Below are 12,403 nucleotides of genomic sequence, written 5' to 3'. Positions count from 1 at the left end.
CCCTACCGAGCTAGCCGAGCTGTTTGTCCACGAAACACCAGCGCCAGGTCTCGCCGGGCTCGTGGCTGCGCATCACCGGGTGCAGGGTGTCGTGGAAATGCTCGGTCGCGTGCTTGCCCGGTGAGGAATCGCAGCAGGCGACGTTCCCGCATTTGACGCATTCGCGCAGGTGCACCCAGGTCATCCCGTTCTCGACGCAGACGGCGCAGACGTCCGGGGAGCTGGGTTCGACCGACGGCCAGTTCTTGGTCAGATGTTTGCAGGATCCCGCCGTCGCGGCGGGGGTGCGCAGTTCCCGATCGGAGTCCGGCACGGTCTCCTCCTCCCTGTCCAGCATGGATTCCTCGATGTCGAGGCGGTCGAGGATCCGGCGCAGGACATCATCATCGGCCATCCCGGAGTCACGCGCCTCCAGGAACTTCTCCCGTTCGACTTCGAGCAGCCGCAGCCGCAGCCGCCGATACGCGTCGCTCGGTGTCTCGGACAGCGCACTCTGCCTGCCGAGTTCCTCCCAGGCCGAGTCCGATCGGTGCTGGAGCCGGCTGCGCAGGCGTTCGACGATGTCGTCCGGGTCCTCGGGGGTCCGGATCTTCTCCAGTTCTTCGAGCGCTGCCCTGGTCATGTCGTGGAGCACGGCCGCCTCCTGCAGCGCGTCCTCGGCCGGATCGGGCGGCGGCAGTTTCAGGCGGCGGACCAGCACCGGCAACGTCGTCCCGTGCAACAGCAGCGTTCCCGCCACCACCACGAACGCGACCAGCACGAGCACGGCCCGCTGCGGGGTGTCCGCGGGCAGCACGAACGCCGCCGCGAGCGTGACGACGCCGCGCATCCCCGCCCAGGCGATCACGGCCGAGTACCGCCACGGCCAGGCGTGACGGCGGAACACGCGGCGCGCCAGGCCGATCCCCGCCATCCAGATGATTCGCGTGACGATGGTCGCGGCCAGGGTGGCGGCACAGATCAGCACCAGTTCCAGCGCGGTCAGCCCGCTGTCGCCGACCTCGGTCATGATCCGGCGGACCTGGAGCCCGATCAGCAGGAAGACGATGTTCTCCAGCAGGAACTGGATGGTCTGCCAGTTCAGCCTGCTGGCCAGCCGCGAGCGACCCGAAAGCATGCTCGGCGCCTTGTGCCCGAGGATCAGCCCCGCGACGACCACGGCGATCACGCCGGAACCGTGGATCGCTTCGGCGGCCAGATAGGCGACGAACGGGACCACCAGCGAAAGCGCGGTGTCGGTGACCGGGTCTTCGAGGCGGGTGCGGATCAGCGCGGCGAGCGCGCCGACGGCGAACCCGATCACCAGCCCGCCGCCGCGGCCAGCAGGAAATCGCCGCCGACCTGCAGCAGGCTCACCGAACCGGCGATGGCCGCGATGGCGGTCCGCAACGCGACCAGCGCGGCCGCGTCGTTGAACAGGCTTTCGCCCTCCAGCAGCCGGGTCAGCTTGCGCGGCATCCCGACCTTGCGGGCGACGGCGGTGGCCGCGACCGCGTCCGGCGGCGCGACCACGGCGCCGATCGCGAGCCCGGCGGCCAGCGGCAGACCGGGGATCACCAGCCACGCCACGACCCCGACCGCGGCCGTGGTGAAGATGACGAGCCCCACCGACAACAGCAGGATCGGCCCGCGGTTGCGGCGGAAGTCGATGAGCGACGTGCGGATCGCGGTGGCGTACAGCAGCGGGGGCAACAGCCCCAGCAGCACGACCTCCGGATCCAGTTCGTACTCCGGGACGCCCGGCACGTACGAGGCGACGACCCCGACCGCGATCAGGCACAGCGGCGCCGACCAGTCGAGTTTCCGCGCCGCGGCGGTGACCAGGAGGACGGCCACCACCAATGCCACGAGTTCTACCGCGATCTCCACGCCGCTCATCATCACCCGGGAGCGTCAGAGTGCGCGCACCGAGGCCGGGCTACCGCTCCTCGAACCGCACCAAATTGCCCGCCGGGTCGCGGAAAGAGCAGTCGAAAGCGCCCCAGGACTGCTTCATCGGTTCTTGGACGACGTCCGCGCCCTTCGCCTGGATCCGGTCGAAGGTCCCGATCAGGTCCGGGGTGGACAGCACGATGATCCCGTGGACGCCCTTGGCCATCAGTTCGGCGATCGTGGCGCGTTCTTCGTCGGTGAGCCCCGGATCGGCGGCGAGCGGCCGGAGCAGGAGCGACGTCTCCGGCTGCCCCGGCGGGCCGACCGTGGCCTGGAGCGGGCCCCGGTCGCGCACTTCGAAGCCCAGGATGTCGCGATAGAAGGAGACCGAAGCCTCGAGATCGTCTGCGGGAAGGTAGGACGCCTGAATCGAGAGGGTCATACGCCTCAAGGTAGGTCGGCGCGCGGCGGGGCCGCTTCTCGATTCCTGATCGGTCGCATGACCTGTTTGACGACGCAGCCGGGCATGCCCCGCCCGTCTTCCGCCGCCTGCTTGCGGTACGCGCTCGGCGAGATGCCGACCAGTTCGGAGAAGCGCGTGCTGAACGTGCCCAGCGACGAGAAACCGACGTCGAAGCACACTTCGGTGACCGACATGTCCCCGCGCCGCAGCAACATCATGGCCCGCTCGATCCGGCGGGTCATCAGGTAGCTGTACGGCGATTCGCCGTACGCGGCGCGGAATTCGCGGCTGAGGTGACCGGCGGAGACGTGCACGCCGCGGGCCAGCGCTTCGACGTCCAGGGGCTGCGCGTAGTCGCGATCGATCCGGTCGCGGACACGGCGCAGCATCGCGAGGTCCCGCAGGCGCGGGTCGGGTTTGCCGGTCACCCGGAAAGCGTAACCCACGCCCGACGGAAGAGGCCCCCTCCGCCGGGCGGCGAAGGGGGCCTCGGGCGACTCCCGCGGTCAGAGGGTGATCTTGTCGATGTTGGGGCCGCCGTTCGCCGTGGTGGCGACCGCCTTGATCTTGTTCACTCCCGCCGCCAACGTCACCTTGACGGTTCTCGTCGTCCAGTTCGGCCAGGCCCCGGTGCCACCGAAGCCGACACCGGACGCGCTGATCGAGCCGTTGACGGAGAAGTCCAGCGGCCGGCTCGCCGTCGTCCCGTTGGCGTACCGGACGACCACGTCGTAGGTACCCGCGGACGGCACGTTCACCGTCCACTCGACCGAGCTGCCCGCCACGTTGTCGTAGTTGACGAACCCGGTGCCGGTGAACCCGGCGTGGTTGGACTCCACCGCGCCCTGGTCGATCGCCGCGTCCTCGGCCTGGTAGTCGACCGGGTTGCTCGGCCCGGAGCCGTCGGCAGGAACGGTCTGCGTCCCGGTGTTCCAGCCCGAGACCCGCACCGAAGGCTTGGAGCCCTTGAGGTCGGCCGTGCGGTACTTCGCGGTCAGCGTGGTCGTTTCACCCGGCCAGAGGCTCACCGCGTTGTCGTTCCACTCCACCGGGAGCACCGGCTTGCCCGCGGCGTCCACGACCTTCGAGTCGACGTAGAACGCCGGGAGCTTGCCGCCCGAGGTGTTCTTCAGCGTCACGGTGGTCGTGGTGGTGCCGTCGGCGCCGGCGACCGACTTCGCCGTCGCGCCGACGGCGGACTGGCCGAGGTTCTTCAGCCCGGTCAGATCGGCGTAACCCGACTGAGGCGTGTAGTACCAGTCGCTGCCGCCCCAGTTCAGCGTGTCGGCCTTGGTGGAGAGCCAGTACACGTTCCGGCTGACCTCCTTGCCGGACGAGTCGGTGAGCACCAGCTTCGCGAGGTAAGTGCTCGACAGCCCGCTCACCGCCGGGACGGTGACCGCGGTGGCCTTGGCGCCCAGCGCGCCGACCGACAGCCCGGTCTTGGTGTTGCTGTATTTCTCGGTGCCGTCGAGGTTGTACAGCTTCGTGGTCGCCGTCAGCCCGCTCGCCGCGTTCGACGTCTGGTTGATCACCACGACCGAGCGATTGTCGTGCGAGTACTGGATGTGCAGCGGCTCGTTGGCCTTCTTCGCCCCGTAGTAGGCGCCGTTCTGGTCCATGTAGGCGTCGAACAGCTGCCAGTGCAGCGAGGTCCACGGGCTGTTGAGCATCCAGTAGATCAACCCGGTCGACGGGTTGGTCGAGTCGGTGTAGTTGCGCGAGTGCGACTCGAACTCGGCGCGGACGTTCTCGTACTGCGCGAGCTGCGCCTTCCGCACGAAGTCGTTCAGGTCCGACGGCGCGCCGTAGCGCTTGGTGAGCGCGTTGGCGAACAGCTTCAGGTTCGCGAAGGTCGTCGACGAGGAGCGGTGGTACTGGGGTGCCGACGGGTCCTTCCACATCGTTTCCAGCTCACTGGCCGACATCATCCGCTTCAGGGTGTCCATCGTCGGGATGTCGACGCCCGCGCTGGTCTCGGAGTTGAAGCTCCACGCCCCGCCACGGTCCTTTTGCGACTTGTCGTACCAGTAGACCGGCGGGACGTAGTCGTACGGGCCGTTCATCTTCATCCCGGAAGCGCCCGTGATCGGGGACGGCCGCTTCGACGCCGACGGGATCACCGGGAGGGTGAAGTCGGCGGCCTTCATCGCGTCGAGGTAGCCCTGCTCGATCCGCCTGTCCGGCGCGAAGTCGCTGCCGATGTGGAACGAGATGACGCTCGGGTGGTCACGCAGGCGCTCGGCCTCGGAGAACATCGACGCCTTGGCGATCGGGTAGTCCGACTCGACCCACGGCTCGCCCTTCTCCTCGCCGTTGACGTGCCCTTCCCATTTGTCGCAGCATTCCCAGCCGGGCATGGTCAGCACGCCGAGGTCGTCGGCGAGGTCGAAGAACTCGTCCGGCTCGATATGGCCTTCCAGCCGGACCGTGTTGAGCCCGAGGTTCAGCACGTACTTGAGCTTGTCGGCCGCCGCGGTCTCGTTCCAGCGCAGGAACAGGTCCGGCGTGTAGCCGCCGCCGCGGATCAGCAGCGGTTTGCCGTTGACGCTGTACTGCCGCCCGCCGCTGGAGTTCAGCGGCGCCTTGACGTCGCGGACGCCGAACTTCGACTTCGAGGCGTCCGACGGTGTGCCGCCGACGCTCGCGGTGAGGTCGAGTTCGTACCGGTGCTGCCCGCCCATCCCGGCTGGCCACCACAGGTTCGGCTTGTCGAGGCCGACGACGGGGAAGGTGACGGTCTTGCGCTCCTTGGCGGCCAGCGAGACGGTCTGGCTGACCGGCTTGCCCGCGACCGTTCCGGCGACGGTGGTCTGCACCGCGTCCGCCGAGTCGTTGCGGACGTCGGCCTTCACCGTGAGGTCGGCGTGGTCGAGCGCGGAGTTCAGCTTCTGGACGACGTGGGCGCTGCGCAGCGCGACCGGGCCGCCGCGCCGGACGAGGACGTCCCGCACGATGCCCATGTTCTGGTCCGGCGGGGTCTGCGCCCAGTCGATCCAGCCCATCGAGAGGTCGTTGTTGGGGTCGTTGGGGTAGACCTTGAACGCGACGCTGTTGGCGCCCTGGCGCACGTGCTCGGTGATGTCCAGGTCGTGGCGGGTGTAGGCGCCGTTGACCTGGTCCTTCGTCGCGATCCGGGTGCCGTTGACCCAGACGTCGGCCTTGGAGAGCACGCCGCTGAAGTCGAGGTACGTGCGCTTCGAGGTGTCGTCGACGTTCAGATCGGTGCGGTACCACCACGGCACCGAGAACTGCGCCGTCGGGACGTTCTTCATGTTCGTCGAGTAGAACGGGTCGGCGTACTTGCCGTTCTGCAGCAATCCGGCATAGACCGTCGAACGCGACGAGACGGGATACCAGCCGGCGGTGGGGAAGCCCGGCTTCGACACCGCCGAATCGTCGCTGACCTGCGCCGAAGACTGGATCACGAAACCGGGGATCGGGGTGGCGTCGCCCGCGGCGGCGCCGACGGCCACCTCCGCGCCGGTGGCGGCGGGGGCGGTGGTCACCCCGCAGACCGCGGCGGCCAGCGCGGTGACGGTCATGGCCAGTAAGGGGATCCGGGTTCTCTTCTGCCGAAAACTCACGAGCGCGCCTCCTCGGGCACACGGCGGCGGACCTGGGCGGAAATCGTTAAGAAAGTTCCCTAACAATGTTGGGGGAGATAGTAGCCGTCACGTCGCGCGGGGAACAGACCCTTGCACCGGGTTCGTCAGCCGACGGGGGCCACGTAGCTCCACTGCCCGTCGACGCGGACGAAGCGGCTGTTCTCGTGCATGTTGTCCGCCCGGCGATCCTGGCGGTAGTGAGCCCGGAACTCCACGGTGCCCTCGTTCTCCAGCGGTCCGCCGCCGGTCTTGCCGAGGATCTCCAAGAACGTCCAGCGCTGCCCGGGGTCGAGTTCGAGATCGGCGGGCCGGGTCTTCGGATGCCAGGTCTTCGTGAGGTACGCGGTGTCGCCGACGGCGAACGCGCTGAACCGCGACCGCATCAGGAGTTCGGCGGTCGGCGCGGTCGCGGCGCCCCGGTGGAAGCGGCCGCAGCAGACGCCGTAGGGCTCGCCGAGACCGCAGGGGCAACGGGAATCGTCGGTGATCACAGGCACGTCGTCGATTGTGTCATCGCGCCGCCGAGGCGCTTTCGAGGTCTCGGGCCTGCTTGAGCCATCCGGTGAACAGGTCCGCGTCGATGTCGCCGACCGAGCGCAGCTTGACGTGCGCCATCTCCCGCGCGCTCGGCTCCAGCCTGCCGGACTCGTCGTCGACGAGCTGCCCCTTCCAGAGCGCGAAGGTGACGTACGACGAGTACGCCTTCATCAGGCAGACGAGGTTCTTGCCGACGGCTTCGCCGGCGCTCCAGGTCGGGGAGGCGTGGTACATCGCCTCGATGGAGCCGGGCAGAGCGGCGTTGACGATCGGCCGGAGCGCGATGGCGACTTCACGCAGGTTCTCGGGCAGAGCGGCGATGTAGTCGTCGACGTTCGCGAACTTGGCCATGACTGGATCCCTTCGGTCAGTGTGCTGCGCTCAGTCAACCGGCCGAAGGTTCGAGTTGTCAAGACAAAAAAATTAGTCGGTGGGTTTGAATGTCTTACCTCGCGTTTCCAGGGCTTCGCGGATGATGCGGAGCGCTTTGGGACCGACGCCGTGCAGGCTCGCGAGCTCGGCTTCGGTGGCGCGGGTGAAGTGCTCCAGCCGCGTGTAGCCGGCGCCGGTGAAGGCGCGTGTCGCCGGTTTGCCGATGCCGGGCGGCAGATCGGTCTGTTCGTCCATGAGGTCCTCTTCGGTCAGTGGCCGTGCCGTCGCATCCATTGTGGACTGCAGCAGAACTCGCACGGTTCGAGTTCGCCCGGGGCGACGGAACCCCAGGCGAGACGTGTGACGTCGTGGACGTTCATACCCTGCCGGTGCGCGCGTCCCTGGCCTTTGCGCAGCCAAGTGCAGTCCGGGTCGTTGTGATACGCGTTTCCCCCGGAGGTCCGGTAGCCGTGGGAGAGGACGTTCGGCGGCGGCTTACGGCACAGCGAGCACCAAGAGATCGGCATGTCGTGGACGCAGTCCTCTTCGGCTTCCACGGGCTTCTGTTCGGGCGCGGTGTCGTCGAGCACGCCCCACCAGAGGAAGTCGCGAGCCCGCGTCGCCGCCACGAGATGCTGCCTGCCGCGCAGCTCGCGGCGTTCCTCTTCGGCCTGGCTGCCGGTCACGCTCTCGTGGGTGTTCTCCAGCACCAGCACGGCCTCGAAGTCCAGCCCCTTCGCCCGGTGCACGGTGCCGACCTTGAGCTTGCCGTCGGTCGCGCCGGTGTAATGCTCCAGTGCCAGCGTGGGGATCCCCGCCGCGCGCAGGATCTCGACACATCGGCCGAGATCCTTGTGGTGGAAGACGATCAGCGCCGAATGGTCACGGCGCACCGGCAGCTTCCGGACCGCTTCGACCAGCGCGCCGGGCAGTTCTCCGGAGGTGCCGCGCCAGGTCTCGGTCGTGCCGCCCTCACTGGCGGACTCGGCCGCGTGAAGGGCGACCCCGTCTGCGCCGTCGAGATCGTCGACCCGGTTCGTCGCGTCGAAACGCCGTGCGAAACCCAGGACCTCGGCACGGTTGCGGTAGTTCACCTTCAGGATCTCGCCGCGGCCCTGGACGGGGATGCCGGCGTCGGACAGCCGCCAGCCGCCGGGGTAGACCTGCTGTTGACCGTCGCCGACCAGAAGCAGCCGGTTCGGGCCGTCACCGGCCAGGTCGCGCAGCAGCCGCAGCCCGCACAGCGGGATGTCCTGCACCTCGTCGACGACGACTCCCGCGTACGGCGTTTCGAGCGGCCGCTTCGCGAGCTCGGCGCGGCCGAGTTCGATCAGGTCGTTGTAGTCGTGCACCTCCCTTTCGGCCAGCCCTCGCTGGTAGTGCGTATAGAGGTCCCAGACGTGCGCTTTCTGGCTCGCGTCGAGCCGCAGGACGCGTCCGCGCCGTTGCACCGCGACATACCCGGGAAGCGTCGTGATCCCTCGGCCTTTGATCACCCGGTCCAGTTCCGTGCGCCAGTAGTCGACGCTGGGTTCGATGACCTGCAACTTCTCGCGGTGGGCCATCCACGCGAAGCCGAAGGCGGTGTCGATCTTGCGTCGGTCCACCTGCACGGGCACGTTTCGCTCGGCGAGGAAACGGCGGACCCAGGCGTGCAGGTTCGTGAATTCGACGCGACCGTCCAGCTCGGGGGCGAGCCGGTCGAAGGCCGTCTTGATCACCGAGGGCAGCGAGTGGACGTAGGTGGTGAACAGCAGCGGCCCCGTGCTGAGCCGCGCCAGATGCCTGAGCCGGTGGAGGGCGACGACCGTCTTGCCGGTCCCCGCCGGGCCGCTGATCCGCGCCGGTCCCGAGTAGTCCCGTTTGACGATCGCGTTCTGCTGCGGATGCAGGAAGGTGAGCCACGAATCGAACGGTCGTCGCTGAGCCGCACCGAGCTGGTCTTCGATCAGCTCGGTGGCGTCCAGCAATCCCGCCGTGCCCGGATCGCGGTCCGGCTGCTGGACCGCCAAGGGCCGGTACCCGCGCAGCCGTCGCTCCGCCTGCTCCGCGATGACGGCGACCAACCGTTTGTCGAGATGGAGCGCGTCCCGCCGGAAGATCCGGTCGAGGCTCGACTCGGTCAGCGACCAGTGGACGCCGTCCTTGCGGGGATCGCCCGCGCCCGGGCCGATCACCGCGAGATGGATGGCGCTCTCGGCAAGGGAACGGCCCGGTGGCCCGGGGATCCCGGCGAAACGCTCTTTCGCATGGCGCAGGATCTGGTTCGCGGTTTCGAGGTCGGGTCCCTTGTCCGAGATCACGAGAGCGAAAACGCCGGTATGCCCGATCAGGAAGGCGTCCGCGCTCCGGCTGTCGCCCGACGGCAGCGCCGCCTTGACCAGGAGCCGCCAGCCCGTGCCGGTCCGGCTGAGCAAGGCGGTGAGCACGTTGCGTTGTAGCGAGTCCAGACCGGTGAAGGTTCTCTCGAGCGCTTGCCGGGCCTGGTTTTCGAGTCGCCTTCTGGAATGGTCGCTCCTGCTCACATGCGTTCCGTTCGTCGGTGGCGGTTCAAGGTGCGGGAAACTCGACGGCGGCTTCGGCGATCACGACAAGCTCTTGGTCAGGCGGGAGTCGTATTTGTCGCCGGTGATGCGGCTACCGGGCGGGGCCGCGCCGAAGAAGATGACGTTGCCGGTGCCGTCTTTGTCGACGAGCCGTTTCAGGTCGCTCGTTTCGGTTGTCTTGGGCATCTTCACCCATGCGACGGAGACGTCAGCATGCGATCGAGATCGACGCGAGGATGGCGCAGGACTTCGCCGAAGGAAATGCGGTCCGCAGCTAAGTTCCCGCTTGACTGTCTTCTTGGCCTCGCGCCGGCCGAAGCGTTGCCAGGCTTCGGAATGGTGGCCCTTTGCTCGGATTTCTTGCTGGAGCCTTTGCTTTTGAGGGCTTGGCTCGCGGCGGAATCCAGCGAGGCGGCGGTGTCTCTGTCTATGTCGCTGGTGGCGGCCAGTGCGCCCGCACCGTATTCGTCTTTGCTCAAACGGCCGTCCAGGCCACGTGGTCGATCCACCACTCCGTCCCCTCCCAAGTCCGGAACGGACGATCTTGCTCCGAGGGCTACGGGAGAAACGAGAACTTCCGGGGGAATACGCCCGAACGGCGCAATCGACCTTCGGGAATCCGCCGGTACCGAACAGTTCCGGGCGTGACGAGAGACCACCTCGGGGGTCCAGTGGATTGGATCGTCTGTGGGGAAGACCTCCGGTGCGTGCGGTGGTCCGGTAGTCGGGTTCAGGTCGGCAGTGTGGGTCTCCTGCGGGTTCTGCTCGTCTTGTTCGGTCGTGACCGGTCCGTTGGCGGCGGACTGTGTGGATTCGGTGCGTTGGATGACCCGGAATCCACACGGTTGTGGGTGATCGGTCCGGTAATGGGGCTTGAGCAACGGAGGATCGGGGAATGTCGCGGATCTTCGGTTGATCAAGGTGTGGGGCTCGGAGGTACCACACGGTCACCGACTGCGGGCATGCCGAGGGGCCCGTCGCCTGGGTGGCTGGCGGGCTCCTCGGGGTCAGCGGTGGTGCAGGGTGTTGCGGCGGGGTATTCGGAGCGGATCTCGGTATTGGGGTGGGATGAACTCCGGTAGGCCGTCGGCGGCCATGCGTACTTCCCAGTCCCCGTGGTGAATCAGGCGATGGTGGAAGCTACAGAGCAGCACCAGATTTCGGAGATCCGTGGGGCCGCCGTCTGCCCAGTGCTCAATGTGATGAGCGTGGCAGTTCTTCGGCTTCCGATGACAGCCCGGGAACGCGCAGCCACCGTCGCGAATATTCAGCGCCCGTCTCTGACCTGGGGTGACGAATCTTCGCAGGCGTCCCATGTCGAGTGGTTCGCCCGAGGCGCTCATGACGACCGGGAGCATGAGGCAGTCGCAGGCGGCGAGCCGGGCTTCCCGCGCGGTCATCGTGCCGACGAAATCGAGACACGCGGTCCCGAGACCCGATTTCAGCTCTTCGAGTCCGATGGTGACGTTCACCAAGGTGCGGTAGCCGCTGGTCCCGGGCTGGTCCGGGCAGGCGATCGCCAGATCCAGGAGGTCGGCCCAGGCGTCTCCCATGCGCTCGCATTTCATCCGCAGATCGGCTTGGCCGAATTCGTCGACTGGCCGTGGCTGGGCGTGCGCTTCCAACGCGGCGGCGGTGCGGGCGCCGGTCTCGTCGTCGAGGAGGCCGGTGAGTTTCCAGAAGCCGTCTTTGCGGCGTTCCAGAGTGATCTCGCGGCGTGGCTCTTTGGGTTCAGGATCTTTGGGTTCTTTGCCGTCGGGGTCCAGCCAGCCGAGAAGGTTCGCCTCGGCTTTCGTGAGCTGTGCGGGTCCGGCATTCGGAGCGAGGTCGGCGAGGATCTTCTCCGCCTTCGCCCGATCCTCCGCAGCGGTATCGGCCGGGAGTCGTTTCAGGATCTCCAGGATCTGGTCGATCCGTTCGTTCCCGATCAGTCCTTCGGCGGCGACTGCGGCGGTGGCAGGCGCGATAGGCGGAACTTCGGTGCCGTCCAACGCTCGGGTGGGGTTCAACGCGATGGCCCGCTTCACCACCGCACCGGCCTCGGCACGCGACAACCCCGCCATTTCCGCGAGCCAGCTGGCCGTGCTGCCATGGCCGTACAAGTCTTTGACGCCCCGAGATTCGATCTCCGCCAAGAACTGCCCCAGCGCGGCGGTCGCCATCCGGATCACCTGCAGCGACTGTTGCACGCCATGCGCAAGCTCCAGCTTGCCGGCGCGCCACAGTTCCTGCGGCAGTTCGGGGAGGAAGGTCTCGGACACGTCTCCATCATACCCGAAAAATCGAACACGTGTTCGTAATTTTAAGCAACCAGCGAAACGCGCCAACAACACTGAAGAGTGATACCGCCCAGCGCGAGCACCACGCAAAGAAAGCGCGTCGCAATTAGTCGACTGAATGCGCTCAGTCGAAGCCGAGCCCAGGCCACGCGATCGACGGCCGGTGCGGAGCGACCGCTGGAGCCGCTGCGCCGCGGCGCCGGCCCTCATGGAGGCCAGGCGTAAAAGCGCCCGCAGTTAGTCGACTAAATGCGGCACGCGAGCGAAGCGAGTTAGCCGGCTAAGCGCCCTTCGTGCGCAAAGCGAGTAGTCGACCGAACGCGAACAGCGGTCGCCTAGCATCGGAACCATGACGACAGGCACCATGACGACAGTGGAACTCACCCGCTTCAAGGTCCCGGCCGACCGCGCGGACGAGCTGCTCCAGGCCCGTCCCGCGATGGTCGCCGATTTCCGGGCCGACCGCGAGGGGTTCCTCGACGCCCAGCTGATCCGGGTCGACGACGAGACCTGGCTCGACATCGTGTGGTGGCGCTCCTCCGAAGACTTCGCGGCGTCCCGGGAGAAGGGGGCGAACCTGCCCGGGATCAAGGCCTTCTTCGCGCCGATCGCCGAGCTGGTCTCGGCCGAGGAGGGTGTCACGGGCGACCACATACCGGGATAGGAAATATCGCCGCCGCCAGTCCGTTGACCAGGGAGAACGAGCAAGGTCACGGAAGGAATCGG

11 protein-coding genes and 1 pseudogene are annotated in these 12,403 nt (G+C 67.5%); 1 reads left to right on the top strand and 11 read right to left on the bottom strand.

The genetic code is table 11. The features are described 5' to 3' along the window. Positions 1-10 precede the first annotated feature (10 nt). The 11 genes and pseudogenes from MJQ72_RS44870 to MJQ72_RS24040 all read right to left on the bottom strand — a co-directional run bounded on the left by MJQ72_RS44870 (position 11) and on the right by MJQ72_RS24040 (position 11,659). Positions 11-1,878 (bottom strand): annotated as a pseudogene (locus tag MJQ72_RS44870) (Na+/H+ antiporter). A 40-nt stretch (positions 1,879-1,918) separates the two neighbouring features. Next, entirely contained in the window at positions 1,919-2,314 is a 396-nt protein-coding gene (locus MJQ72_RS24085) for a VOC family protein (RefSeq protein WP_240593201.1), read from the bottom strand. Positions 2,315-2,319: 5 nt separating this feature from the next. Next, positions 2,320-2,724: a helix-turn-helix transcriptional regulator gene (locus tag MJQ72_RS24080; RefSeq protein WP_198935874.1), complete on the bottom strand. Its 405-nt coding sequence runs from the start codon at positions 2,722-2,724 to the stop codon at positions 2,320-2,322. 117 nt (positions 2,725-2,841) lie between these two features. After that, complete coding sequence (locus MJQ72_RS24075) at positions 2,842-5,922, bottom strand: glycosyl hydrolase 2 galactose-binding domain-containing protein (protein ID WP_240593200.1); 3,081 nt, start codon at positions 5,920-5,922, stop codon at positions 2,842-2,844. Between the two features lie 125 nt (positions 5,923-6,047). Further along, the gene (locus MJQ72_RS24070) at positions 6,048-6,434 is read right to left on the bottom strand and encodes a YchJ family protein (RefSeq protein WP_240601407.1); all 387 of its coding nucleotides are present in this window, start codon (positions 6,432-6,434) and stop codon (positions 6,048-6,050) included. A 19-nt stretch (positions 6,435-6,453) separates the two neighbouring features. Further along, complete coding sequence (locus MJQ72_RS24065) at positions 6,454-6,831, bottom strand: DUF1801 domain-containing protein (protein WP_240593199.1); 378 nt, start codon at positions 6,829-6,831, stop codon at positions 6,454-6,456. A gap of 72 nt (positions 6,832-6,903) precedes the next feature. Continuing rightward, a complete protein-coding gene (locus MJQ72_RS24060) occupies positions 6,904-7,107 on the bottom strand; it encodes a DNA-binding protein (protein WP_240593198.1) in 204 nt (67 codons plus the stop codon). Between the two features lie 14 nt (positions 7,108-7,121). Further along, positions 7,122-9,377 carry a UvrD-helicase domain-containing protein gene (locus MJQ72_RS24055; protein WP_240593197.1) on the bottom strand — a complete coding sequence of 752 codons (2,256 nt, stop codon included), beginning with the start codon at positions 9,375-9,377 and terminating at the stop codon, positions 7,122-7,124. A 60-nt stretch (positions 9,378-9,437) separates the two neighbouring features. Next, on the bottom strand, positions 9,438-9,584 hold the full coding sequence (locus tag MJQ72_RS24050) for a hypothetical protein (protein ID WP_240593196.1): 147 nt from the start codon (positions 9,582-9,584) through the stop codon (positions 9,438-9,440). Between the two features lie 2 nt (positions 9,585-9,586). After that, positions 9,587-9,877 (bottom strand): hypothetical protein, encoded by a 291-nt coding sequence (locus MJQ72_RS24045; protein WP_240593195.1) that lies wholly within the window; start codon positions 9,875-9,877, stop codon positions 9,587-9,589. Positions 9,878-10,405: 528 nt separating this feature from the next. Beyond that, entirely contained in the window at positions 10,406-11,659 is a 1,254-nt protein-coding gene (locus MJQ72_RS24040; protein ID WP_240593194.1) for an HNH endonuclease signature motif containing protein, read from the bottom strand. Between the two features lie 367 nt (positions 11,660-12,026). Here MJQ72_RS24040 and MJQ72_RS24035 point away from each other — a divergent pair, with 367 nt between their 5' ends. Next, positions 12,027-12,341: an antibiotic biosynthesis monooxygenase gene (locus MJQ72_RS24035; RefSeq protein WP_240593193.1), complete on the top strand. Its 315-nt coding sequence runs from the start codon at positions 12,027-12,029 to the stop codon at positions 12,339-12,341. Positions 12,342-12,403: the final 62 nt, after the last annotated feature.

It is taken from the genome of Amycolatopsis sp. EV170708-02-1 (assembly GCF_022479115.1).
Lineage (GTDB): Bacteria > Actinomycetota > Actinomycetes > Mycobacteriales > Pseudonocardiaceae > Amycolatopsis.
This window is presented reverse-complemented; position numbering and strand designations above follow the sequence as displayed.

What these genes read in the sequence shown, in the direction of transcription:
- MJQ72_RS24080 (WP_198935874.1), bottom strand. Translation starts at nt 2,724, where the DNA reads ATGCTGCGCCGTGTCCGCGACCGGATCGATCGCGACTACGCGCAGCCC.
- MJQ72_RS24085 (WP_240593201.1), bottom strand. Translation starts at nt 2,314, where the DNA reads ATGACCCTCTCGATTCAGGCGTCCTACCTTCCCGCAGACGATCTCGAG.
- MJQ72_RS24035 (WP_240593193.1), top strand. Translation starts at nt 12,027, where the DNA reads ATGACGACAGGCACCATGACGACAGTGGAACTCACCCGCTTCAAGGTC.
- MJQ72_RS24060 (WP_240593198.1), bottom strand. Translation starts at nt 7,107, where the DNA reads ATGGACGAACAGACCGATCTGCCGCCCGGCATCGGCAAACCGGCGACA.
- MJQ72_RS24065 (WP_240593199.1), bottom strand. Translation starts at nt 6,831, where the DNA reads ATGGCCAAGTTCGCGAACGTCGACGACTACATCGCCGCTCTGCCCGAG.
- MJQ72_RS24050 (WP_240593196.1), bottom strand. Translation starts at nt 9,584, where the DNA reads ATGCCCAAGACAACCGAAACGAGCGACCTGAAACGGCTCGTCGACAAA.